This window comes from Massilia sp. (assembly GCF_032106685.1).
Classification (GTDB): Bacteria; Pseudomonadota; Gammaproteobacteria; order Burkholderiales; family Burkholderiaceae_D; genus Telluria.
This window is the reverse complement of sequence record NZ_DAMCPG010000030.1, coordinates 14020-36660: the sequence shown is the minus strand read 5'-3', so window position 1 is coordinate 36660 and position 22641 is coordinate 14020. Positions and strand designations below refer to the sequence as shown.

22 protein-coding genes are annotated in these 22641 nt (G+C 71.5%); 14 read left to right on the top strand and 8 right to left on the bottom strand.

Annotated elements, in window-relative coordinates; all coding sequences use genetic code 11:
- Nucleotides 1-76: 76 nt before the first annotated feature.
- On the bottom strand, nt 77-1135 hold the full coding sequence (locus RT688_RS16210) for an alkene reductase (protein WP_313705883.1): 1059 nt from the start codon (nt 1133-1135) through the stop codon (nt 77-79).
- Between the two features lie 168 nt (nt 1136-1303).
- Between RT688_RS16210 and sugE the strand changes: the two genes are divergently transcribed.
- A complete protein-coding gene (gene sugE / locus RT688_RS16205; RefSeq protein WP_313705882.1) occupies nt 1304-1621 on the top strand; it encodes a quaternary ammonium compound efflux SMR transporter SugE in 318 nt (105 codons plus the stop codon).
- 193 nt (nt 1622-1814) lie between these two features.
- Here the strand turns inward: sugE and RT688_RS16200 are convergent, their stop codons facing one another.
- The 3 genes from RT688_RS16200 to mrdA all read right to left on the bottom strand — a co-directional run bounded on the left by RT688_RS16200 (nt 1815) and on the right by mrdA (nt 5811).
- Nucleotides 1815-2063 carry a DUF3297 family protein gene (locus tag RT688_RS16200; protein WP_312550929.1) on the bottom strand — a complete coding sequence of 83 codons (249 nt, stop codon included), beginning with the start codon at nt 2061-2063 and terminating at the stop codon, nt 1815-1817.
- Between the two features lie 90 nt (nt 2064-2153).
- Nucleotides 2154-3953, bottom strand: coding sequence for a penicillin-binding protein 2 (locus tag RT688_RS16195; RefSeq protein ID WP_313705881.1), 1800 nt, complete (start codon nt 3951-3953; stop codon nt 2154-2156).
- 1 nt (nt 3954) lies between these two features.
- Nucleotides 3955-5811 (bottom strand): penicillin-binding protein 2, encoded by a 1857-nt coding sequence (gene mrdA, locus RT688_RS16190; RefSeq protein ID WP_313705880.1) that lies wholly within the window; start codon nt 5809-5811, stop codon nt 3955-3957.
- Between the two features lie 158 nt (nt 5812-5969).
- Between mrdA and RT688_RS16185 the strand changes: the two genes are divergently transcribed.
- On the top strand, nt 5970-6800 hold the full coding sequence (locus RT688_RS16185) for a helix-turn-helix transcriptional regulator (RefSeq protein WP_313705879.1): 831 nt from the start codon (nt 5970-5972) through the stop codon (nt 6798-6800).
- Between the two features lie 18 nt (nt 6801-6818).
- On the opposite strand, the gene RT688_RS16180 is transcribed toward RT688_RS16185, so the two are convergent.
- Nucleotides 6819-7223: a Rid family hydrolase gene (locus tag RT688_RS16180; protein WP_313705878.1), complete on the bottom strand. Its 405-nt coding sequence runs from the start codon at nt 7221-7223 to the stop codon at nt 6819-6821.
- A 126-nt stretch (nt 7224-7349) separates the two neighbouring features.
- Here RT688_RS16180 and RT688_RS16175 point away from each other — a divergent pair, with 126 nt between their 5' ends.
- The gene (locus tag RT688_RS16175) at nt 7350-8288 is read left to right on the top strand and encodes a LysR family transcriptional regulator (protein ID WP_313705877.1); all 939 of its coding nucleotides are present in this window, start codon (nt 7350-7352) and stop codon (nt 8286-8288) included.
- Nucleotides 8289-8299: 11 nt separating this feature from the next.
- Here RT688_RS16175 and RT688_RS16170 read toward each other — a convergent pair whose 3' ends face one another.
- Nucleotides 8300-9370, bottom strand: coding sequence for a putative sulfate exporter family transporter (locus RT688_RS16170; protein ID WP_313705876.1), 1071 nt, complete (start codon nt 9368-9370; stop codon nt 8300-8302).
- Between the two features lie 101 nt (nt 9371-9471).
- Here RT688_RS16170 and RT688_RS16165 point away from each other — a divergent pair, with 101 nt between their 5' ends.
- The 4 genes from RT688_RS16165 (at nt 9472) to RT688_RS16150 (ending at nt 12880) form a co-directional block, all read left to right on the top strand.
- Nucleotides 9472-10365: a LysR family transcriptional regulator gene (locus tag RT688_RS16165; protein ID WP_313705875.1), complete on the top strand. Its 894-nt coding sequence runs from the start codon at nt 9472-9474 to the stop codon at nt 10363-10365.
- A 104-nt stretch (nt 10366-10469) separates the two neighbouring features.
- A complete protein-coding gene (locus RT688_RS16160) occupies nt 10470-10973 on the top strand; it encodes a YetF domain-containing protein (protein ID WP_313705874.1) in 504 nt (167 codons plus the stop codon).
- Between the two features lie 399 nt (nt 10974-11372).
- Entirely contained in the window at nt 11373-11819 is a 447-nt protein-coding gene (locus RT688_RS16155; protein WP_313705873.1) for a GreA/GreB family elongation factor, read from the top strand.
- A gap of 128 nt (nt 11820-11947) precedes the next feature.
- On the top strand, nt 11948-12880 hold the full coding sequence (locus RT688_RS16150) for a universal stress protein (protein WP_313705872.1): 933 nt from the start codon (nt 11948-11950) through the stop codon (nt 12878-12880).
- 18 nt (nt 12881-12898) lie between these two features.
- Here RT688_RS16150 and RT688_RS16145 read toward each other — a convergent pair whose 3' ends face one another.
- Both RT688_RS16145 and RT688_RS16140 read right to left on the bottom strand, forming a co-directional pair.
- Nucleotides 12899-13525 (bottom strand): response regulator, encoded by a 627-nt coding sequence (locus RT688_RS16145; protein WP_313705871.1) that lies wholly within the window; start codon nt 13523-13525, stop codon nt 12899-12901.
- Nucleotides 13515-15110, bottom strand: coding sequence for an ATP-binding protein (locus RT688_RS16140; RefSeq protein WP_313705870.1), 1596 nt, complete (start codon nt 15108-15110; stop codon nt 13515-13517). Before RT688_RS16140 ends, RT688_RS16145 begins: the two co-directional genes overlap by 11 nt.
- Nucleotides 15111-15304: 194 nt before the next feature.
- Between RT688_RS16140 and RT688_RS16135 the strand changes: the two genes are divergently transcribed.
- From RT688_RS16135 to RT688_RS16105, 7 genes are all read left to right on the top strand, one after another.
- Nucleotides 15305-15463, top strand: a complete 159-nt coding sequence (locus RT688_RS16135) for a hypothetical protein (protein WP_313705869.1) — start codon at nt 15305-15307, stop codon at nt 15461-15463.
- A 14-nt stretch (nt 15464-15477) separates the two neighbouring features.
- Nucleotides 15478-16341 (top strand): hypothetical protein, encoded by an 864-nt coding sequence (locus RT688_RS16130; protein ID WP_313705868.1) that lies wholly within the window; start codon nt 15478-15480, stop codon nt 16339-16341.
- A gap of 74 nt (nt 16342-16415) precedes the next feature.
- Entirely contained in the window at nt 16416-17036 is a 621-nt protein-coding gene (locus RT688_RS16125) for an N-acetyltransferase (protein ID WP_313705910.1), read from the top strand.
- A 56-nt stretch (nt 17037-17092) separates the two neighbouring features.
- Nucleotides 17093-17848 carry an AraC family transcriptional regulator gene (locus RT688_RS16120; protein ID WP_313705867.1) on the top strand — a complete coding sequence of 252 codons (756 nt, stop codon included), beginning with the start codon at nt 17093-17095 and terminating at the stop codon, nt 17846-17848.
- A 53-nt stretch (nt 17849-17901) separates the two neighbouring features.
- The gene (locus RT688_RS16115; protein WP_313705866.1) at nt 17902-18156 is read left to right on the top strand and encodes a hypothetical protein; all 255 of its coding nucleotides are present in this window, start codon (nt 17902-17904) and stop codon (nt 18154-18156) included.
- A 200-nt stretch (nt 18157-18356) separates the two neighbouring features.
- Nucleotides 18357-19313 carry a DMT family transporter gene (locus tag RT688_RS16110; protein ID WP_313705865.1) on the top strand — a complete coding sequence of 319 codons (957 nt, stop codon included), beginning with the start codon at nt 18357-18359 and terminating at the stop codon, nt 19311-19313.
- Nucleotides 19314-19550: 237 nt separating this feature from the next.
- On the top strand, nt 19551-22433 hold the full coding sequence (locus RT688_RS16105; protein WP_313705864.1) for a PAS domain S-box protein: 2883 nt from the start codon (nt 19551-19553) through the stop codon (nt 22431-22433).
- The last annotated feature ends 208 nt before the right edge of the window (nt 22434-22641 follow it).

Genomic DNA, 22641 nt, shown 5'->3' with positions numbered 1-22641 from the left:
CGGCGCCTGTATTGACGGGCGCGCTTTGGAAACAGCGCAGGGGCAGGCCGGGCGGCCGCGGCCGCCCGCGGGGCGCTTACGCCGACAGCGCCGGGTAGTCGGTATAGCCTTCGCCGCCCTGGCCGTAGATCACCTCCGGACGCAGCGGATTGAGCGCGGCGCCCTGCTGCAGGCGTTGCGGCAGGTCCGGGTTGGCGATGAACCACAGGCCGAAGGCGATGGCGTCGGCCTTGCCCTCGGCCAGGAGCTGTTCGGCGGTCTCGACCGACATCTTCTCGTTGGCGATGTAGGGACCGCCGAATTCCTTCTTCAGCAGCGGCCCCAGGCTGTCCTCGCCCACCGCTTCGCGCGCGAAGATGAAAGCGATGCCGCGCTTGCCCAGCTCGCGGGCGACGTAGCCGAAGGTCGCCGCCGGCGTCGAGTCGCCCATGTCGTGCGAATCGCGGCGCGGCGCCAGGTGCATGCCGACGCGGTCGGCGCCCCAGACCTCGATGCAGGCATCCGCCACTTCCAGCATCAGGCGCGCGCGGTTCTCGATAGTGCCGCCGTACCCGTCGGTGCGGCGGTTGGTGCTGTCTTGCAGGAACTGGTCGAGCAGGTAGCCGTTGGCGCCGTGGATCTCGACGCCGTCGAAGCCGGCCCGCTTCGCGTTCTCGGCGCCCTGGCGGTAGGCGGCGACGATGCCGGCGATTTCCTCGGTCTCGAGCGCGCGCGGCGTGGCGTACTCGCGCTTCGGGCGCACCAGGCTCACGGTGCCGGCCGGCTTGATCGCGCTCGGCGCGACCGGGGCGGCGCCGTCCAGGAACACCGGATCGGAAATGCGGCCGACGTGCCAGAGCTGCATCACGATGCGCCCGCCGGCGGCGTGCACGGCCTCCGTGACCTGCTTCCAGCCGGCGACCTGCTCGTCGGACCAGATGCCCGGCGTGTCGGCGTAGCCGACGCCCATCGGCGTCACCGAGGTCGCTTCGGACAGGATCAGGCCGGCGCTGGCGCGCTGGGCGTAGTACTCGGCCATCAGCGCGTTCGGCACGCGGCCTGCGCCGACGGCGCGGGCGCGGGTCAGGGGCGCCATGACGATGCGGTTCGGCAGCTCGAAGGCGCCGATCTTGATCGGGTCGAACAGGGTGGTCATGCATGCTCCTCGAATAATTTGCTGGCGGCCATCTTAAGGGAAGCGCGCGATTCCTGCCGGGGACGCCTCGTTTTTGCGGCGGCGTCGTACGGCCGGGGCCGATTTGCGCGCGCAGCGGTATACTGCGCCGGTTTTTTTGACAGCGGCCGTGGCCGCGAAAGGCGATCGATGAGCTGGATTTACCTGGTGGTGGCGGGGCTGCTGGAAGTGGCCTGGGCGGTGGGGCTGAAGTACACGGAAGGCTTCACGCGCCTGTGGCCCTCGGCCTTCACCCTGGCCACGATGGCGGGCAGCGTCGCCATGCTGGGCCTGGCGCTGCGCCAGCTACCGCTGGGCACGGCGTATGCGGTGTGGACCGGCATCGGCACCATCGGCACGGCGGTGTTCGGGATGGTGATGCTGGGCGAGCCGGCCGGCGCGCTGCGGATCGCCTCGATCGGGCTGATCGCGCTGGGGATTGCGGGGTTGAAGCTGCTGACGCCGTGATGATGCTGCGACCGGCGCTGCTACAACCTAGGGTGGGTTCTTGAACCCACCGATCCGGCGCCGATCATCCTCTGGCCATCTTATTTGCGGTTCGACCATTCATGCCGTGAGACCGCGTGGGCACAAGTGCCCACCCTACAAAAAGGCGCCCTCGAGAGGCGCCTGCGTTATCTTGAATATAGGCCGCGATCGATCAGCGGTAAAACGCCTCGACCTTGCCCTTCAGCTTGATCAGCATCGGCTTGCCCTTGCGGTCGAGCACCTTGCCGGCGGCGACCTTGATCCAGCCTTCGCTGATGCAGTATTCCTCGACGTCGTGGCGGTCCTTGTCGTTGAAGCGGATGCCGATGTCGCGCTGGAACACGTCGCGGTTATGGAAAGGGCTGCTCGGGTCGATCGAGAGCCGGTCTGGGAGCGGGGGGAGGGTGGCGGTATCGTTCATGGGTGCGAATTATCCACCAGAACCGCGCCGCGTACAACGGCGCGCACGCATGGCGCGTTGCCGGCCCCATGCGCGGCCCTTGGAGCGCTCTTAGTCGAGCACCTCGTCGGGATCGATCGGCGCGGGCGCGATCAGGTCGGCCACGCCGCCGTCCGGCGCCACGTTGGCCACGCGCAGCACCTGGGAGGCGATGCCGACGAAGGCCGGGGCCGCCACCTGGCCGCCGTAGTGCTGGCGCCCGCCCGGCTCGTCGATCATGATGGCGACGATGAAGCGCGGCGCCGACATCGGCACGATCCCCACGAAGGAGGCGATGTACTTGCGCGGCAGCGTGTACCTGCCGTTGATGGCCTTGTACGCAGTCCCGGTCTTGCCGCCGACCCGGTAGCCGGGGATGGCGCCGCGCTTCGCGGTCCCGTGCAGCACCGTGTTTTCGAGCATGGCGCGCAGCGTGCGCGCGGTCGCGGGCGAGAACACCCGGGTGCCGGCCGGCCGCCCGCCGCCCTTCATCAGGCTCAGCGGGATCACCTCGCCGTCGTTGGTGAAGGCGGTATAGGCGCGCGCCAGCTGGACCAGCGATACCGCGATGCCGTTCCCGTAGCTCATGGTGGCCTGCTCGATCGGGCGCCAGGCCGCGTACGGGCGCACCCGCCCGGCCGCGGCGCCCGGAAAGCCCAGCTGGGGCTGCTGGCCGAAGCCGAGCTTCATGTACATCTCCCACATCGCGCGCGGCGGCATGTCGAGCGCGAGTTTCGCGGTGCCGATGTTCGAGGAATAGCGTAGTACGTCGGCGACGCTGATCAGGCCGTGGGCGCTGGTGTCGGAGATCGGCGCGCCGCGGATCACCAGGCGGCCGGCGCCGGTGTCGACCAGGGTGTCGGCGCGCACCTGCCCGCGATCGAGCGCGAGCGCGACCGTGAACGGTTTCATCACCGAGCCCGGCTCGTAGCTGTCGGTGATCGCCTTGTTGCGCAGCGCCGCGCCGGGCATTGCTGCGGCGCCGTTCGCGCCGTTTGGCTCATAGCTGGGGTAGTTGGCTAGCGCCAGGATCTCGCCGCTGTGGGCGTCGACCACGATCGCGCTGCCGGCCCTGGCCTCGAAGGTCTCGACCGCCGCGCGCAGCTCCTTCCAGGTCACATACTGCATGGCGCCGCTGATCGACAGCACGGCGTCGGTTCCCGGCGTGGGCGGCAGCAGCGCGCCGCCGTCCTCGACGATGTTGCCGAGCCGGTCGCGGATCACGCGCCGGTAGCCGTCCTTGCCGCTCAGCGCGGCGTCGCGCGCCAGCTCGATGCCTTCCAGCCCATGCCCCTCGCGCCCGACGAAGCCGACCAGCTGGCTGGCCACCGGCCCCTGCGGATACACGCGGCGGAACTCGTCGGTGAAGCCGAGGCCGCGCACCTTCAGGGCGGCGAGGCGCACGGCGACGTCCGGCTCGACCTGGCGCTTCAGGTAGACGAAGTGGCGGGCGCGATCGATGCGCCGGCGCATGCCGGCAGCGTCGGTCCCGAGCAGCCGTGCGATGTCCGCGATGGCCGCCGCGGGCGCCGCGCGCAGGTCCTCGGGGATCGCCCACACGGCCACCGCGCGCACGGAGGCGGCCAGCAGCTGGCCGTCGCGGTCGCGGATCTGGCCGCGCGTGCCGGGCAGGTCGAGGGTGCGCGCATAGCGGCTGGCGCCCTGCTTCTGCAGGAAGTCGACGCTCACCAGCTGCAGCCAGGCGGCGCGCCCGGCGAGCGCGGCGAAGGCGCACAGCAGCAGCAATTGCAGCAGCCGCGAACGCCATGGCGGCAGCGGCCGCGCCAGCAGCGGATTGGCGGCGAAGGCGTGGCCGGCGCGTCCCGCCACCCGCTGCCGGCGCGCCGGTTTCGTCGTACCGGATCGGTTCATCTCAATCGCGCTCCGCCAGGTAGTAGTCGAGCGCCTTGCGCACGATCGGACCGGCGACCGCCGAACCCCAGCCGGCGTTCTCGACCACGACCGCGATCGCGATGCGCGGCCGGTCGGCCGGCGCATACGCGGTGAACAGGGCGTTGTCGCGCAGGTGCTCCGGCGTGCCGTGGTGGTCGTACTTGCCGCCGTTCAGGCCGACGACCTGGGCGGTGCCGCTCTTGCCGGCGGCCGTGTAGGCGGCGCCGCGGAAGACCTTGTAGCCGGTGCCGTCGCGCTCGGTGGTGACGCCGACCATCGCGCGCCTGACCAGGTCGAGGTGTTCCTGGCGCAGCGCGAGCCGGGTCGCCGGGCCGGGGTCGAAGGGCCGGCGCGCATGCGTGACGCCGTCTTCGAGCGCGCGCAGCAGGTGCGGCCTGGGCGACAAGCCGTCGTTGGCCAGCAGGGCCACCGCGTGCGCCAGCTGCAGCATGGTGTAGCTGTTGTAGCCCTGGCCGATGCTAATCGAGACCGTGTCGCCGCCGTTCCAGCGGCCGCCGCGGGCAAAGCGCTTGCGCTTCCAGTCCTGCGAAGGCAGCACCCCGGCGCGCTCGTGCTCGAGGTCGATCCCGGTCGGCGCGCCGAAGCCGAAGCGCGCCATGAAGGCGCTGATGGCGTCGATCCCGAGCTCGTTGCCCAGCTGGTAGTACCAGGTGTCGCAGGAGACCAGGATCGAACGGTACAGGTCGACCTCGCCGTGGCCGCCCGGCTTGTCGTCGTTGAAGCGGTGCCCGCCGAGCATGAAGTAGCCGGCGTCGTGGATGCTGTGCGTGGCGTTGCGCTTGCCCAGTTCGAGCGCGGCCAGCGCCATGAAGGGCTTGAAGGTCGATCCGGGCGCATAGGTGCCGGCCAGCGGCCGGTTCAGCAGCGGGCGGTCGGGCGAGGTGTTCAACGCGCGCCAGCTCTGCGGGTCGATGCCCCCGACGAACAGGTTGGGGTCGTAGCCGGGGCGCGAGACGAAGGCCAGCACTTCGCCGCTGGCCGGGTCGATCGCCACCAGGGCGCCGCGGGCGTCGCCGAAGGCCTGCTCGACCACGCGCTGCAGCCCGACGTCGAGCGACAGCACCAGGTTGGCCCCCGGCACCGGCTCGACCCGCGACAGGGTGCGCACCGGGCGTCCGGCGGCGGTGCGTTCGACCTGCTCGTAGCCGGTGCGCCCGTGCAGCTGGCGCTCGTAGCTCTTCTCCAGGCCTTCCTTGCCGATGGTGTCGGTGCCGCGGTAGTTCGCCGCCACCCCCGGGTCGGGATTGGCCTCCAGGGCGCGCTGCGCGGCGGGGTCGATGCGCCCGACGTAGCCGACCGCGTGCGCGGCGACCTCGCCCAGCGGGTAGTCGCGCAGCAGGCGCGCGCGCAGCTCGACCCCGGGAAAGCGGAAGCGCTGGGCGGTGAAGCGCGCCACCTCCTCGTCGGTCAGGCCGCTACGCAGCAGGCTGGCCGCGAACGGCGGGTTGTCGGCGACCTGGCGCCGCAGGCGGCGCCGGTCGCGCGCGTCGATCGCGACCAGCTTGGCCAGCTCGTCGAGCACCGAGTCCAGGCGCGCGCGCAGCCTCGAGGGCGTCACTTCCAGCGTGTGCACCGGCTGGTTGCGCGCCAGGACCACCCCGTTGCGGTCGAGGATCAGGCCGCGCGTCGGCATGACCGGCAGCAGCGCGATGCGGTTGCCGTCGGACTGCGCCATGTAGTGCGCGTGGCGCGCCAACTGCAGCCAGGCCAGGCGCGCGGCCAGCAGCCCGAAGCACAGCACGACGAAGGCAAACAGGGCCAGCAGGCGCCGGCGGAAACGGCGCAGCTCGCCGTGGCGGTCTTGAAAATCGATCATGTCGGGACGGGTTGGGGCGCAGGCCCAGGCAAAGGGCACGGGGTACGGGCAATGCGGACGAACGCGGACGCACGCGCCACGCCCTGGCGGGCGCCGCTTGCCCGGAGGCGGGGCGTACTGTACCGTAGCGCGATGAAGAGCTTTATCGTGAATCGCCCATGAAACGTCGGCAAACGGACATTCCCGGCGCCGGCCCCGCCGACCTGGCGGCCCTGCCCAGGCTGCCGCGCCCGGTCTACGGCCACGTCCTCGGCCTGTCGAACCGCGCGATCGGGCGCCGCCACCGCCATCCCTGGGTCCAGCTGTCGTACGCGGCGAAGGGGGTGGTCGAGGTGATCGCCGACGGCGGCCGCTACATGGCGCCGCCGCGCCACGCGGTCTGGGTGCCGCCGGGCGTGCCGCATGCCGTGCGCTGCGCCGAGGGCACCGAGATCCGCAGCCTCTACATCGACCCGGCGGCGCTGGCGGCGCCGCATTTCCCCGCTGCGCCCGATGCGCCGGGCCGCGCCTGCCGCGTGCTGGCGGTCGCCCCCCTGCTGCGCGAACTGATCCGCGGCTTCAGCGAGTTCCCGGTCGAGTACCAGGAAGACGGGGCCCAGGGCCGGCTGGCGGCGGTCCTGCTCGACCAGTTGGCGGCCGCGCCCGAGGCCGGCCTGGCGCTGCCGCTGCCGGTCGACGCGCGCCTGCGCCGCATCTGCCGCGAGCTGCAGGCGCGGCCCGACAGCGCGCGCACGCTGGCCGAGCACGCGGTCCGGCTGGCGGTGTCGGAAAAGACCCTGAGCCGGCTGTTCCAGCAGCAGACCGGCTTGACCTTCCGCGCCTGGCGCCAGCGCCTGCGCATCCTGGCGGCGCTGCCGCTGCTCGAACGGGGCGAGCGCGTCACCGACGTCGCGATCGCCTGCGGCTACGACAGCATGTCGGCCTTCATCGCCGCCTTCGGCCGGTTCGCCGGGGTCACGCCGGGCGAGTTCTTCGCCGGCCAGCGCTGAAGGGGCGCCGGCCGCGCGTCAAGCCTGCACGGGCGCCGGGATCCTCGCGACCACCTTGATCTCGAACTGGAAGCCGTACAGCCAGGTCACGCCGACGGCGGTCACGGTCGGGTAGGGCGCTTCGCCCCAGTATTCCTGGGCCACGCTCCAGATCCGTTCGAAGCGCGCTTCCGGGTCGACGATGAACACCGTCACGTCGACGACGTCGCCGAAACCGCCCCCGGCCGCCGCCAGGATCGCGTTCAGGTTGGCAAAAGCGCGCCTGACCTGCGCGTCCAGTTCGGGTTCGGGCGAGCCGTCTTCGCGGCTGCCGACCTGGCCCGACACGAACAGCAGGTCGCCGCAGCGCACGGCGGGCGAATAGCGGTTCTTTTCATACAGGGCCTGGCGTCCGGGCGGGAACACCACGTCGCGGATTGTCATCGATATCTCCTCAAATGGATGCCGCCGGTTGACGGCAACGGCACTCTATCAAGGCGCGAAGCCCCGATAAACGGGCAAGTTGCGTCAACATTGTTTGTATAATCCAAACAATCATCAGGGAGACACATGGACAGGTTCGACGCGATGCGCGCTTTCGTGCGCGTGGCAGAGGCGGGCAGCTTCACGAAGGCGGCCGAGACGCTGCACATGAGCCGCACGACCGTGACCCAGCTGGTGCAGCAGCTCGAGGCCCGCCTGCGCCTGAAGCTGCTGCACCGCACCACGCGCCGCGTGCATCTCACGGCCGACGGCGCGCTCTATTACGAGCGCATCGTGCGCGTGCTGGCCGAGATCGACGACATCGAGACCAGCCTGCCGAACGCGGCGGCGGCGCCGCGCGGCAAGCTGCGCGTGGACGTGCCCAGTCCGTTCGCCACGCTGGTCCTGGTGCCGGCCCTGCCGCAATTTCACGCGCGGTTCCCCGACATCGAGTTCGACATGGGCGTCAGCGACCGCAATGTCGACCTGATCGGGGAGAACGTCGACTGCGTGGTGCGTGGCGGCGTCATCGCCGACGCGTCGCTGGTGGCGCGCACCGTCGGGCAACTGCGCCTTGGCGTGTATGCCGCACCGAGCTACCTGGCGCGCGCCGGCACGCCGCCGCATCCGCAGGCGCTGGACGATGGCCGGCACCGCATCGTGCGCTTTCGCGGGCTGCGCGGCGCCGGCTCGCCCTACCGCATGCGGCGCGGCGGCGAGAGCGTGTCGATCCAGGGGCGCCACCTGCTGGCGATCGACGACGGCAATGCCTACCTGGCGGCCGGATTGGCGGGACTGGGCGTGCTCTGGCTGCCCGACTACATGGCGCGGCCCCACCTTGCCCAGGGTGGCCTGGTGCCGTTGTTCGCGGACTGGGAAATCGACCCGCTGGCGATGACGATCGCGTATCCGGCGAACCGCCATCCCGGCAAGAAGCTGCGGGTCTTCATCGACTGGGTCGTGGTGCTGATGGCGCAGCATGGCGCCGGCCTGCCCGGCACCTCCCACGGCGCCGACGGCCCCTGAAACGGCGCCGCTCAGGCCGGGCCGACCAGGGCGACCAGCCCCAGGCCGAGGACACACAGCGCGAGCAGCGACAGCACCACCGCCGCCGCCACGCGCGGGCCGGCGCGCAGCACGGCGCGGGCGTCGACGCCGAGCCCGAGCGCGGCCATCGACATCAGGGTCAGGAAGCCGGCCGTCTCGTGCGCCGGGCCGAGCAGGGCCTGGGGAATCGCGCCGAGCGAGCGCAGCGCCAGCAGCGCCAGGAAACCGCCGATGAACCAGGGCAGCAGCTCGGACAGGGCCGGACGCCGCGCTTTTTGCCGCGCCTTCTGCCGCGCTTCCTGGTGCGCTTCCTGCCGCCCTTCCTGGTGCGCCTCGTGCCTGCCCAGCAGCGACAGCACCAGCACCACCGGCCCGAGCATCAACACCCGCAGCAGCTTGACCAGGGTGCCGGCGTGGGCGCTGGCGGCCGACACCGGCGCGGTCGCGGCCAGCACCTGCGGCACCGCGTACACCGTCAGGCCGGCGAACATCCCGTATTGCGCCGGCGAGAGCCCGAGCGGTCCGGCCAGCAGCGGCAGCGCCAGCACCACCAGCACGCCCAGCACCGCGGTGAAGGCGATCGCGGCGGCCACGTCGCGGCCCTCGGCGTCGATCACCGGCGCCACCGCCGCGATGGCGGAATTGCCGCAGATGGCGTTGCCGCAGGCGACCAGCAGCGCCATCTTGGGCGGCAGCGCCAACGCGCGGCAGATGGCGTAGCCGATTACGATCGCGAGCGCCACCAGGAGCGCGATCCCGGCCACCAGCGCCAGACCCTGGCCAAGCAGGGCGGCGGCGCTGACCGAGGCGCCGAGCAGCACCACGGCGATCTCGAGCAGCAGCTTGGCGCCGATGTCGATGCCAGGCTGGAAGCGCGCATCGACGCCGTGGAAGGTCTTGACGGCGGCGCCGAGCAGGATCGCCAGCACCAGGGCTTCGACCCATGCCCGGCCGAAGAGGGCGGCTTCGCCGGCGGCCAGGGCCAGGCTGGCGGCGCTGACGGCGGCGCACAGCAGCAGGCCGGGCAGGGCCGCGCGCACCGGAGATATCGATAATGTCATGATTTTTCTTCTTTCCAAAACTCAATATCTGCATTATCTTGCCCGGTGGATCGTTAGGTCCATCTTGAAATTACGGATAAAACGTTCAGGGAAAACGAACGATGATGACCCTCGATCAGTTGCGCATTTTTGTGGCGGTCGCCGAGCGCCAGCACCTCACGCAGGCGGCCGCGGCCCTGTCGCTGACGCCGTCGGCCGTCAGCGCGCAGATCAAGGCGCTCGAGGAGCGCTACGGCACGCCGCTCTTCAACCGCATCGGCCGCCGCATCGAAACCAGCGAGGCGGGCCGCCTGTTCCTGCAGGAGGCCAGGCGCACGCTCGCCAGCGCCCGCAGCGCCGAGCAGACCCTGGCCGACCTTAGCGGCCTGAAGCGCGGCTGGCTGGCGATCCAGGCCAGCCAGACCATCGCCAGCTACTGGCTGCCGCCCTGGCTGGTCGCCTTCCGCAAGGCCTATCCGCAGATCGAGCTGGCGGTCACGGTCGACAACACCGACGGCGTGGCGCGCGCGCTGCTCGAAGGCGCGGCCGACATCGGCCTGGTCGAAGGCGAGATCGCCGAAGCCGCGCTGGCGGCGCGGCCGGTGACCGAGGACAGGATGGTGGTGGTGACCGCGCCCGATCATCCCTGGGCCGACGGCAGGAAGCTGGGGCCGGCCGACCTGCTTGCGGCGTCCTGGATCCTGCGCGAGCAGGGCTCGGGCACGCGCTCGGCCTTCGAGGCGGCGCTGCGCGCGCTGGGCGTGGCGCCGGAGTCGCTCGCGGTGGCGCTGACGCTGCCGTCGAACGAGGCCTTGCGTTCGGCGGTGCTGGCCGGGCCGTTCGCGACCGCGGTCTCCGAACTGGTGCTGGCGGCCGACCTCGAAAGCGGCCGGCTGGTGAAGGCGAACCTGGAGCTCGCGCCGCGCGCCTTCTGGCTGCTGCGCCACCGCGAGCGCTACCGCAGTCGCGCCTCGCTCGCCTTCGAGGCGCTGGTCGGGCTGGCCGAGGGGAATTGAGGTCGAGCCGGGCGTCGCGAAACCGCCCGGCACGGTAGAGTAAGGGCGCCGGCGCGATGCTGCCGCGCCGGCGCATCCGCGACGTGCGCAGCGTAGAGGTGACGATGAATTGGCTTCCCGACGCGTGGTCCGACCTGTTCGTGGTCGAGACCCCGGTACTCGAACTGGCCGTGCGCGGCACGATCCTGTATTTCGCAATCCTGGTCCTGCTTCGCTTCATGCCGCGCCGGATCGGCGGCGAACTGGCGACGATGGACCTGATCTTCGTGCTGTTGATCGCGGAGGCGGCGTCGAACGGCTTCGGCCTGTACACCTCGGTGTCCGAGGGCCTGATCCTGATCCTGGTCCTGGTCCTGATCGGCTGGGACTTCCTCATCAATGCCGCCAGCTACCGCTTCCGCTTCATCGAGAAGCTGGTGTCCTCGCCGCCGATCCAGGTGATCCGCGACGGCCGCCTGCTCCGGTGTAACATGCGGCGCGAGTTCCTGACCGAGGAGGAGCTCATGAGTTCGCTGCGCCAGCAGAGCATCGCTTGCGTCAGCGAGGTCAAGGCCGCCTTCATCGAGGGCGAGGGGGCCGTCAGCATCACCAAGTTCAAGGAAAACTGACCCGCGCCAGGGCCGCGTGGCGTTGCAAAAAATACCAGATGCGCTATACTCGACCACGTTTCGATCACACCACCATCGCACCGACGTGAACACCCACCGCATCCGCCGCCACGCCGCACACGCTTGCCCGCACCGGGCAGGGCGCCGCGTCGCGCACGGCCGTTCACGTCCTGCCACCAGCCTCTCCTCGCATGAGTGCGGCGCCCGCTTCGCCCGCCTCGTGCATCTCTCCACGCGAGATATCGCCGGCCTCACGTAAGCTCGGCGAGCGTCGGGCGCCCAGGCGCCCGGCCTCCCGAGCCACCTCACGATCCGTTCGAGCAGCCGGCGCATGCGCGCCGGCGTCCCACGTCGTTTTGGCGGCCGCGCAGGAAGCGCCGGCCGCGGGAGGCTATTCCAATGTCCGAACCACGCTACCTGCAACAACACGATGCCGCCGTGCTGAGCCGGCTGGCCGCCGCCTGGCTGCGCGCCGGCGGCGAGCGCGCACGCGCCGGCACCCGCCTGGCCGAGGTCCTGGCCAGCGCCATCCTGCTGCCCGAGTCCGTGCGGCCGGCGCCCTACGCCGCGCTGTATTCCCACGTCAGCTGCCGCCACCTGTGCAGCGGCGAGCGCGAAGGCGTCTTCATCGCCTGCCCGCAGGATGCCAACCTCGCGCTGGCCCGGGTGTCGCTCCTGAGCCCCCTGGCGCTGGCCGTGCTCGGGCGCGCCAGCGGCAGCGTGGTCGGCCTCGAGGACGGGGGCGACGGCGCCTGCCGCTTCGAGATCCTGCACGTCACGCCGCCGGTGCGCGCCGACTGGCCGCCGCACCGGTCGCGCTCGGCGCAGTACGCCTATAGCGCCTAGGTAGTCGAGGCGCCGCAGGACGCGGCGCGCATTGCCGCACCACCGTTTTTTCACGATCGGCGCCCGCCCGAGGCGCGGCGCCGCCCATGGCAAAGGAGAACCGTATGCACGACATCAAGAAAATCTTGTTGGCCACGAGTCAAACCCAGCAGTCGCGCAATGCCGAGCTGCGCGCGGCGCTGCTCAGCGCCCAGCTCGACGTCGGCGTGTTCGACATGATCGCGGTCAAGCACAGCAGGCGCGGCATCGGCGCGCCGGCCACCACCTTCAGCCATCTCGAAGTCGGCAGCGGCAGCTTGCGCGCCTGGATCGCCGGGCAGCGCCGCCCCTTCGCCATGCCCGACCATCCGGACGCCATCGACAGTTTGTGGAACGTGCAGCCGAAGTCGGCGGCGGCGGTCGTGGTCGGGCGCGCCGAGCAGATGGGGGCCGACCTGACCATCCTGGCGCCGCACCGGCGCAACGCCTTCCTCAAGATGCTGGCGCATTCCGACAGCGACGAGATCGTGCGCCACAGCCGCAATGCGGTGCTGGTGGTGCACCGGGAGCCCTGCGACGTCTACCAGCGGGTGCTGGTGGCGGTCGACTTTTCCGACGATTCGCTGGCCGCCGCGCGCATGGCGCTGGCGCTCGCGCCCGGCGCCCACTTCACCTTCCTGCACGCCTACCGCCTGGCCGACGAAGGCCTGATGCGCGAGTTCGAGGTGCCCGCCAGCGTCATCGACGCCTACGTGGTGCGCGGTATCGACAAGGCGCGCGAGCGGCTTTCAAGCTGGATCGATACCCTCAAGCCGATGCGCCAGCCGCGCGCGCGCGCCGTGCACTCGGGCTTCCCGGTGCCGGTGATCCGCGCCTGCGCGCGCCGCATCGGGGCCGACCTGATCGTGCTGGGGCGCCAGGGCACCGCGCGCTGCGGACGCGACGCCCTGGGCGAGGCCGCGCGCCGCATCGGACGCGACGCCGACTGCGACGTCCTGATCGGCCCCGCCACCTCGCTGCTCAGGCCCGCCAGCCGCGCCCATGGCGGCGCGCCCGGGCTGGTCCTGGCGCAGGAGGCCTGACCCCGGCAGGGAGCGGCATCAGCCGGTGTCGCCAGGTCCGTCGCCGTACTGGAGGTGGCGCCGCACCAGGTCGGCCACGGTCGGGGCGCCCAGCTTGTCCATCATGCGCGCCTTGTGCACCTCGACCGTGCGCACGCTGATGCCCAGCGCCTGCGCCAGCTCGCGGTTGTGGCGCCCGGCCACCACCTGCAGCATGACCTCGCGTTCGCGCGGGGTCAGGCTGGCGTGGCGGCGCAGCCAGTCGGCGCGCGCCGCGTCCTCGCCCGCGCCGCCGGCCTGGCGCGCGCAGGCTTCCTCGATCGCGCGCACCAGCGCCGCCTCCTGCAGCGGCTTTTCCAGGAAGTCGACGGCGTCGGCGCGAAACGCCTCGCGCGCCGACTCGACGTCGCCGTGGCCGGTGATGATCAGGACCGGCAGCAGCGAACCGCGTTCGCGCAGCGCCTTCTGCAGGCGCAGGCCGTCCATGCCGGGCATCCGGATGTCGATCAGCACGCAGCCGCGCATGCCGGGGTGCCAGGCGCCGAGGAAGGCGGCGGCGTCGGCGTAGAAGGCGGTGCGGTAGCCGTGCAGGCTGAGTAGCAGGCCGAGCGCGTCGCGCACGGCGGCATCGTCGTCGACGATGAAGACGGTGTCGTCAGGGTTCATCGGTTTCCTCTTTCTCTTCGTCCGGCGTGGATGCCGGCAGCACGATCTTCAATACCGCATGGCGGCCGGCCTCGGCGGCCAGGGTGCCGCCGTGGGCCTCGACGATCGCGCGGCTGATCGCCAGCCCGAGTCCCAGGCCGCTCGACTTGAGCGACACGAAGGGCTCGAACAGGCGCGGCCGGATCGACGCCGGGATGCCGGGACCATTGTCGGCGATCCTGATCCAGACCGTGCCGCCGTCCTGGCCGGCATCGACCGCGACGCGCCGCTCGGCGCCTTCCGGCATGCCGGCCAGCGCCTGGATCGCGTTGGACAGCAGGTTGCGCAGCACGATCTCGAGCTGCACGCCGTCGCCCAGCAGGGCCGCCGGCGGCAGCGCGCCGACCGCGATCCCGACCCCGGCCTCGCGCGCCTGCGCCGCCAGCGAATCGACGCTGCCCTGGACCAGGGCCGGCAGCGACAGCGGCTCCAGGCGCACGCTGCCGGTGCGGAAGAATTCGCGCAGGCGCTTGAGCACGTCGGAGGCGCGCTGCGACTCGACCACCATCGCCCCGATCGTCTTTTGCAGCAGCGGGTCGCCGCCGTCGCGCCCGGCCAGGCGTTGGCAGGCGCTGCCGTAGACCGAGAGCGCGGTCAGCGGCTGGTTCAGTTCGTGCGCCAGGGCCGCCGCCATCTCGCCGGCGGCCGCCAGGCGCAGCGACTGGCGCAGCTCGTCGCTGGCGCGGCGCGCCAGGTCCACCGCGATGCCGATCAGGAAGCCGGACAGGGTCAGCGTCAGCACCAGCATCTGCACGTCGGGCATGTGCGCGGCGTAGGCCAGCGGGCGCAGGGCGGCGACGGTGACCCCGGCCTCCAGCACGATGGCGGCAGTCATCGCGCCGGCCATCCCCTGGCGCGCGGCGGCCCAGGCCAGCGGCAGGATCAACAGGTGGTAGGCGAAGGAATCCAGGGCCGGCCCCTGCAGCGCGATCGACAGCACCAGCGCGATCAGGGCGGCGTAGGCGGCCGTCTCGGGCGAGCGCACCCGCTGCAGCGCCTCGGCGCGCAGGGCCGGATCGAGCAGGCACCAGGCGGCCGGCACCACCACCAGCATGCCCGCGGTCTCGGCCACCGCGTAGCGCAGCACCGCCTCGATCCAGGCCTCGCCGGCCAGCGTGCCGGGGCCGAGCAGCATGCCCGCGTACAGCGCCGCGCCGGCGATGCTGGCCAGGGTGACGATGCCGGCCCAGGACAGCAGGCCGCGGTGGGTGGCGAAGAAGGCGCTGCCCGGCAGCAGGCGGCGCGTCAGCCAGCCCGCCGCCACCAGCACCGGCAGCGGCATCAGCCCCACCAGCAGCGAAAAGCCGGGACGCGCGGGCAGGGCCGGCGTGATCGCGGCGGCGACCAGGGCCGCCGCGACCAGCGGCAGCACCGCGTGGCGGCCGTGGCGCAGCAGCGCGTACAGGGCCAGCCCGGCGGCCGGATGCCAGACCGGGGCGATCACCTGCAGCCGCGCTTCCGGGCCGCTGAGGATGTCGAAGGCCACGTAGGCCAGGACGAAGGCGAGGCCGCGTCCGGCCGCGCGGACTGCACGGGAGTCGTTCATGGTGAAGGCGGCGCCGGCGCCGCGCGAGGAGGGCAAAGGCGGGAGTATACGGAATTCCCCGGCCGCCGGCATAAGGGAAACCCTTAGGGGCTTGGGCGAATAGGCAAGCGACCCCCGATGGCCGATACTCTCCTGCTGGGCTGACGCGGCCGTCGCGGCCTTTGCCCTTGCCCTGGATGATGGAGGAAAAAGGAATGGAAGAACTCGTGTTGGCGCTGGCGATCATCGGCGCCTGCCTGTTCTGGACCGCCTGGCGCGAGCACAGGCAGGACAACCGGCGCGACAGCGCGCTGATGACCGTGATCGGCCTGGTCCTGGCCGCCGGCAGCGCCGCCGCGGCCCTTGTCGCTTGATGCTTGATCAAGAAATGGAACTCACCAAGACTTTCGTGAAGGCGAAGCGTCCCTGCGCGGACGGCTTCCGCTGGTTCCTGCGCCACCACCAGGACGGCGCCGGCTACCAGCAACTGCTCGACGCGCTGGTGGCCGACGGCAGGGTCGACGACGCCTGCTGGCTGCTGGCCCAGTTCGGACCGACCGACGCCGTGCTGGCGCTCGACTCGCTCGAGGCCGATGCCCTGGTCTTCGCCGGCACGCTCGAGGTGCGAGGCAGCATCAACATCGGCTCGGTGCTGCGTACCGGCGGCGGCATCCGCTGCGGCGGCGGCATGCGCGCCGGCAGCGTCATCGCCTGCGGCGGCGAGCTGCACTGCGAAGGCGCGGTCGTCAGCGGCGGCGCGATCGAGGCCGGCGCCGGCCTGCACGCGCGCTGGGGCGTGCAGGCCCAGGAAGGCATCCGCGTGGCCGGCGAACTGCGCGCCGGCTGGGACGTCGCCTGCGAACGCGACCTGGCGGTCGGCGCCAACTGCATCGCCGGCGGCGGCATCGACGCCGGCGCCGCCATCGACTGCGGCAAGGGGCTGCGCGCCGGCGGCGCGATCCGCGCCCACGGCCGCATCCGCACCGGCCACGGCATCGAGGCCGGCGCCGGCATCGACTGCGCCAGCCACATGGAAGCCGGCTGGGGCATCAAGGCCGGCGAGGCGATCGTCGCCCTCGGCGCGATCAAGGCCGGCGAAAGCCTGCAGGCCGGCGACGAGATCGAGGCCGGCGCCGGCTACGGCGTGTACGCCGGGCTGCAGGTGCATGCCGAGGCCTGGGAGTCGAGCGGGCGCGTGCATGCGCGCCTGCGTCCCGCGCGCCTGCTCAGCGGCTGGTGGGCCGGGGCGTGACGGGCCTGGCGCATGCCGCGCCCGCGCCGAGGGCGTGGCTCCAGGCGTGGCTCCAGGCATGGTTCCCGCAGGGCCTGGCACGCCTGTTCGCCGGCCCGGCGCGCGGCGAGCCGTCCGAGCTGCGCATCGACGTCGAACGCCCGGCGGAAGACCTCGAACGCGAGCTCGACGAACTGCAGCGGCGCATCGGCCTGCGCGGCGACGCCCTGCACGGCTTGCCGCTGCTGGGGATCGCGCTGCCCGGGTTCGTGTTCCGCCACCGCGAGGCCGGCGGCGAGCACTACGTCTACGTCGAGGACGCCGTGACCGGCATCCTGGCCGGCTACACGGTGTTCAACCACGTGCCCGAGGCCGGCCGCAGCGCCGCGCGCCACCTGCGCGCGCCGCACTCGAAGTACCGGAGCGCCTACCAGCGGCGCGGCATCGCGACCGCGGTCTACCGCTGGTGGCTGGACAGCGGGCGCTGCCTGCTCAGCGGCGCGCGCCAGTCGAGCGGGGCGCATGCGCTGTGGCGCGCGCTGGCCCAGCGCCATCCGCTGCTCTACGTCGACCTGCGCGACAAGTCGCTGCGCTGCCTGGGCCGCGAGGTCGATCCCGGCCTGCGCGAGGCGCTGTTCACCCGCATGATCCTGCTCGGCCAGGGCTGGGACCCGGCGCTGCTGGCCAGCCGCACCGGGATGCGTGACCTGGCCTGAGGCGACGGCCGGGAGGGCATGCTAGACTCGGAATCCGAACCGCATGCTTCCAAACCGTGTCCACCTTCGAGACCCCATCCCTCGACCTGGCGATCCGCAGCTACCCGGCACAGCCGGCGACGGATCGCCACCCCTTCGCCCAGCTGGTGCTGCCGCTGGAGGGCGAGGTGCGGCTCGAGATCGCGGGCCGGGAAGGGCGGCTCGACGCCCTGCATGGCGCCCTGGTCGTGCCCGGCGCCTGGCATTCGCAATACAGCCGGGTCGCCAACCGCTCGCTGATCGTCGATATCGATGCCGCGGCGATGACGCACGCCGCCTTCGAACGGCTGCGCGAGCGTCCCTTCACGCCGATCGGGGCCGCCGCCCGCAAGCTGGTCGAATACATGGGCATCGTCGCCGGCCTCCAGCCGGTGCGCCCCCTGCTCGCGGGCTGGGTGCCGCTGCTGCTCGACACCCTGGCGCTGGACGCGCCGCAGCCGCGTTCGCGCCTGGCCGCCTTGCTGGCCGAGGTCGAGGCCCAGCCCGGCCTGGCCTGGAACGTGGAGACGATGGCGCGCCGCGCGGGCCTGGGCGCAAGCCGCCTGCACGAGCTGTTCCGCATCGAACTGGACACCAGCCCGCACGCCTGGCTGCTGGAAAAACGCATCGCGCTGGCTTGCCGGCAGCTGGCGGCGAGCGAACTGCCCGTCGCCGAGGTGGCGCTGGCGGCCGGGTTTGCCGACCAGAGCGCCCTGACCCGCGCCATGCGCCGGCACCTGGAGACGACGCCGGCCGCCTACCGCCGCCGCAGCCGGGAAAAGCCGCACGGCTGACAGCGCACGCTTGATCTGGCGACAAGCGCCCGCTCACGCTGCCCGATGGTCAGGTGCGCTTTGGGGAGCGCTTCCGGAGCGCTTCCGGAACGCTTCCGGAGCGTTTCCGGAGCGCCTGCAGCAGCCCGATATTCGATGCCGACGGCGATACGCGGGCGGCGCCGGCGCGGGCACGCGCGGCGGCGCCCGCGCTCTGCCTGCTCGACATCGGCCTGCCCGACATGGACGGCAAGGAGCTGGCGCAGCGCCTGCGCGCCGATCCCGCCACCGCCGGCGCCACGCTGGTGGCGTCCGCCGGTTATGGTTAGCACGGCGAGCGCGACGCCGCGCTGGCGGCGGGCTTCGACCACTGCCTGGTCAAGCCGGTCGAGACCGACGCGCCGCAGGCCATCCTGGCGCAGGCCGGCGCCAGGATGGCAGGGGTGGAGGATTTGCCAAAAACGCCGTAGAAGCGGCCAAGATTTTTCGCGGCGCGCCGTTCAGACTCCAGGTTTTCTGGAGACTGGACATGCTCGTGAAACAAACCTGGCTCGGCATCGGCGCGGGCATCCTCGCCGGCGCATTGTGGGGGCTGGTCTTCCTCGCCCCGGAACTGGCCTCCGGCTTCGACGCGATGCAGCTCTCGGCCGGACGTTACCTGGTCTACGGCCTGGTGGCGGCGCTCCTGCTCGCGCCGTCCTGGCGGCGCGTGGCGCCGCGGCTCGGACGGCGCGAATGGCGCACGCTGTTCTGGCTCGCCCTGTGCGGCAACATCGTCTACTACCTGTTCCTGGCCAGCGCGGTGCGCGCCGGCGGGGTGGCGATGGCCTCGCTGGTGATCGGCCTGCTGCCGCTGGCCGTCACCCTGGCCGGCCGCCGCGACCGGGGCGCGGTGCCCCTGCGCCGGCTGCTGCCCTCGCTCCTGCTCGGCCTGGCCGGCCTGCTGTGCATCAGCTGGGAATCCCTGCGCGCACCGGGCCAGGGCTCGCTCGCCGGCCTGGCCTGCGCGCTCGGTGCGCTCGCTTCCTGGACCGTGTATGCGGTGGCGAACAGCCGCACCCTGGCGCGGCTGGACGCGGTCTCCGCCCACGAATGGAGCCTGCTGACCGGCGTGATGACCGGCGCGCAGGCGCTGCTGCTGGCGCTGCCGGCCTTCCTGTTCGCCGAGCGGACGCACGCGGCGGCCGACTGGCTGGCCTTCGGCGGCCTGGTCGCGGCGGTCGCCGTGTTCTGCTCGGTCATCGGCAACGGCCTGTGGAACTACGCGAGCCGCGCCCTGCCGCTCAGCCTGATGGGGCAGATGATCGTGTTCGAGACCATCTTCGCGGCGCTCTACGGCTTCCTGTGGGAAGGGCGCTGGCCCACGTCCGCCGAGAGCGCGGCCCTGGTCCTGCTGGTGGGCGGCGTGGTCTCCTGCGCCGCGGTGCATCGCACCGCCGTCAAGCCCGCGGCCGCACCGCGCGCCGCGACGCCGGTCGAAACCTAGGGACGCACCGATGCATTCGTGACGGCGGTCTTGGCCTGGATAACGAACGTCCTGCTGCGTTGCACATCCTCGCCGCACCAGGCGCTATGGCGGCGCTGCGCGTCTTGCGGCCGCTTGTTTCGATGGCCGATCCGCGCCGTCCGAATAGATCGGTGCCTGCCTCGTTACTGCAGGGAGTTCGCGGAGGTCGACTGCGTGTTACGATTCTGGGTTGCAACGTCGATCGGTCTTCACTCCATGTCTTTACAGCTCCGTTTCAACCTGCGTCGTTCCGATCATATCGCGCTGGCGCCGTCGCTGGGCATCGCCATGGCCGCCGCCGTGCTGCTGCTGACCTTGGTGACGCTGCAGCTGGTCGGCCATACGGCCAGTGAGCAGGCGGAGCTTGACGCCGGGCGCAGCCTGGCCGAACTGGCGTTCCAGACCACCGACAAGCTCGACCGCGGCATGTACGAACGCTACCGCGAAGTGATGCTGATGGCCGAGCGCCACGAGATCACCGACAGCGCCGTGCCCGCTGCCGCCAAGCGCGCCGTGCTCGACAGCATGCAGGCGACCTATCCGTATTACGCCTGGATCGGCCTGACCGACAGGGAAGGGCGGGTGAAGGTGGCCACCAGGGGCTTGCTGGAAGACGCCAAGGTCTCCGGGCGCCCCTGGTTCGCAGCCGCGCACAAGGGCGAGCACCTGCACGACGTCCACGAGGCGGTGCTGCTGGCGAAACTGCTGCCGAACCCGGGCGGCGAACCCTGGCGCTTCGTCGACATCGCCTTTCCCTTCCGCGACAAGGACGGCGCGATCGCGGGGGTGCTCGGCGCCCACCTGAGCTGGCAGTGGGCGGCCGACGTCGAACGCTCGGTCCTGCGCCCGCTGGCCGATCGCAAGGCCGTCGACACCCTGATCACGGACCGCGCCGGCGCGGTCCTGTTGGGGCCGAAGGCCTTTCTCGGCAAGGTGCTGGACCAGGAAAGCGTGCGCCTGGCCCGGCAGGGCGGCACCGGTTCGATGATCGAGACCTGGCCCGACGGCCGGCGCTACCTGGTGGGCTACAGCCCGAGCCGGGCCTACGGCCCCTATCCGGGGCTGGGCTGGGTGGTCGTGGTGCGCCAGCCGCTGGAGGAAGCCTACCGTCCGATCTCGGTCCTCGAGGACAAGCTGCTCTGGGGCGGCCTGGCCGCTTCGCTGCTGGGCGGGCTGGCCGTGTGGGCGCTGGCGCGCAGCATCACCCGCCCGCTGCAGACCATCACCGCCTACGCCGACCAGCTGCGCGAAGGCGCGCTGCGCGACATTCCGCCGGTGGGCAGCCGGCTGGCGGAAGTGCAGATCCTGCAGAAAGCCCTGAACGCCCTGCTGGCGAAACTGCGCGGGAACGAACAGGGCCTGCGCGAACTGAACGCGACGCTCGAGTCGCGCGTGCAGGAGCGTACGCTCGCACTGGAGGCGGCGGTGGCCACCAGCCGCGCCGGCAAGCGCCGCACCCGGGCCATCATCGACACCGCCCTCGACGCCTTCGTCGGCGTCGACGCGGCCGGCAAGGTCATCGACTGGAATCCGCGCGCCGAGGAGATCTTCGGCTGGACCCGCGACGAGGCGCTGGGCCGCAGCGTGTCGAGCCTGATCATCCCGCAGCGCTACCGCGACGCCTACGACCGCGGCATCGAGCGCTTCTCGATCGCCGGCAGCGGCGGCGTGGTCGGCAGGCGCCTGCAACTGGCGGCGCAGCGCAGGAACGGCGAGGAATTCCCGGTCGAGATGACGATCGGCCTGGTGAACGAGGGCGCGACCCACTTCTTCGGCACCTTCATGCAGGACATCTCGGAACGCAAGCGCATCGAGGACGAGCTGGCGCGCGAGCGCGAACTGCTGAACGCGGTGCTCGAATCGATCGACGTCGGCGTCATCATCTGTTCGCGCGAGGGCAACGTCACCCTGTGCAACCGCGCGGCGCGCGAGATCAACGGGCTGCCGCCGGGCGCCGTCGAGCTCGGCGAACGCGACCGCCATTACCAGCTGCTGGCGGCCGACGGCGAGACCCCGATCCCGGGTCCGCAGACGCCCCTGAACCGGGCGCTGGCGGGGGAGCTGGTGGAAAACGCCGAGGTCGTCGTCAAGCGCTTGCATGGCGGTGCGCCGCGCACGGTGTTCGCCAGCGGGCGCGCCCTGCACGCGCTTGACGGCACCAACATCGGCGCGGTGATCGCCCTGAAGGACGTAACGGAGCTGCGCGAATCGGCGCGCCGGCTGGAAGCGAGCGAACGCACGCTGCGCACGATCACCGACAACCTGCCGGTGCTGATCGCCTACATCGACGCCGAGGAGCGCTACCGCTTCGTGAACGCGACCTACGAGAAGTGGTACGGCGTGCCGGTGGCGGACATCGTCGGCAAGACCGTGCGCGAAGCCTTCGGCGAGGAACTGTACGCGCGCGACGCCGACTTCCTGCGCCGCGGCCTGCACGGCGAAGCGGTGCGCTTCGAGACGCGCATGTCGGGACCGGACGGCCCGCGGACGGTCGAGGTCACCGCGATTCCCGACGTCCAGGACGGCGCCTGCCGCGGCGTGTATGTCCTGAGCGCCGACGTGTCGGCGGCCAAGCGCCACGAGGAGGAACTGAACCGGCTGGCGCGCATCGACCTGCTGACCGGCCTGCCGAACCGGCGCAGCTACGGCGAGCGGCTCAAGGAAGCGCTGCGCCGCGCCCGCCGCAGCGGCCTGTCGATCGCCCTGATGTACCTCGACGTCGACCATTTCAAGCAGGTCAACGACACCCTGGGCCACGCCGCCGGCGACGCCGTGCTGCACGAATTCGCGCAGCGCGTGAAGGGGGCGGTGCGCGCCACCGATACGGTCTGCCGCCTGGCGGGCGACGAGTTCACGGTGATCCTGGAAGGGGTGAAATCGGCCGGCGAGGCGGCCCTGGTGGCGGCCAAGATCCTGCACGCCTTCGAGCGGCCGATGGTCCTTGAACAGGGCGAGCGGATGGTCTCGGCCAGCATTGGCGTGGCCTACAGCGGCAGCGCCGAAGTCGAGGCCGAGTGCCTGGGCGCCGCGGCGGATGCGGCGCTCTACAACGCGAAGAAGGAGGGGCGTGGGCGCTATGCGCTGGGGCAGGTCGATTGAGGGCTTCCTGGAAGTGCGGACAGGTCGATCAGAGCGCCTGGGCATACCCTTCTGTTGTTTTGATGGCAATGGATAGGTGCATTGATATGCAGGCGACACTGGCTGCCGGCCCAGCGATCATTCGCGCAGGCGCGGCGCGTGACGGCGGCGCAATATTTACTAGCTCAAATATTGTTGAAATGTCATAATGTTTGCGTAATGACATCAC

Coding starts and splice junctions, on each gene's coding strand:
- RT688_RS16210 (WP_313705883.1), bottom strand. CDS start 1,135: ATGACCACCCTGTTCGACCCGATCAAGATCGGCGCCTTCGAGCTGCCG.
- sugE (WP_313705882.1), top strand. CDS start 1,304: ATGAGCTGGATTTACCTGGTGGTGGCGGGGCTGCTGGAAGTGGCCTGG.
- RT688_RS16200 (WP_312550929.1), bottom strand. CDS start 2,063: ATGAACGATACCGCCACCCTCCCCCCGCTCCCAGACCGGCTCTCGATC.
- RT688_RS16195 (WP_313705881.1), bottom strand. CDS start 3,953: ATGAACCGATCCGGTACGACGAAACCGGCGCGCCGGCAGCGGGTGGCG.
- mrdA (WP_313705880.1), bottom strand. CDS start 5,811: ATGATCGATTTTCAAGACCGCCACGGCGAGCTGCGCCGTTTCCGCCGG.
- RT688_RS16185 (WP_313705879.1), top strand. CDS start 5,970: ATGAAACGTCGGCAAACGGACATTCCCGGCGCCGGCCCCGCCGACCTG.
- RT688_RS16180 (WP_313705878.1), bottom strand. CDS start 7,223: ATGACAATCCGCGACGTGGTGTTCCCGCCCGGACGCCAGGCCCTGTAT.
- RT688_RS16175 (WP_313705877.1), top strand. CDS start 7,350: ATGGACAGGTTCGACGCGATGCGCGCTTTCGTGCGCGTGGCAGAGGCG.
- RT688_RS16170 (WP_313705876.1), bottom strand. CDS start 9,370: ATGACATTATCGATATCTCCGGTGCGCGCGGCCCTGCCCGGCCTGCTG.
- RT688_RS16165 (WP_313705875.1), top strand. CDS start 9,472: ATGATGACCCTCGATCAGTTGCGCATTTTTGTGGCGGTCGCCGAGCGC.
- RT688_RS16160 (WP_313705874.1), top strand. CDS start 10,470: ATGAATTGGCTTCCCGACGCGTGGTCCGACCTGTTCGTGGTCGAGACC.
- RT688_RS16155 (WP_313705873.1), top strand. CDS start 11,373: ATGTCCGAACCACGCTACCTGCAACAACACGATGCCGCCGTGCTGAGC.
- RT688_RS16145 (WP_313705871.1), bottom strand. CDS start 13,525: ATGAACCCTGACGACACCGTCTTCATCGTCGACGACGATGCCGCCGTG.
- RT688_RS16140 (WP_313705870.1), bottom strand. CDS start 15,110: ATGAACGACTCCCGTGCAGTCCGCGCGGCCGGACGCGGCCTCGCCTTC.
- RT688_RS16135 (WP_313705869.1), top strand. CDS start 15,305: ATGGAAGAACTCGTGTTGGCGCTGGCGATCATCGGCGCCTGCCTGTTC.
- RT688_RS16130 (WP_313705868.1), top strand. CDS start 15,478: ATGGAACTCACCAAGACTTTCGTGAAGGCGAAGCGTCCCTGCGCGGAC.
- RT688_RS16110 (WP_313705865.1), top strand. CDS start 18,357: ATGCTCGTGAAACAAACCTGGCTCGGCATCGGCGCGGGCATCCTCGCC.
- RT688_RS16105 (WP_313705864.1), top strand. CDS start 19,551: ATGTCTTTACAGCTCCGTTTCAACCTGCGTCGTTCCGATCATATCGCG.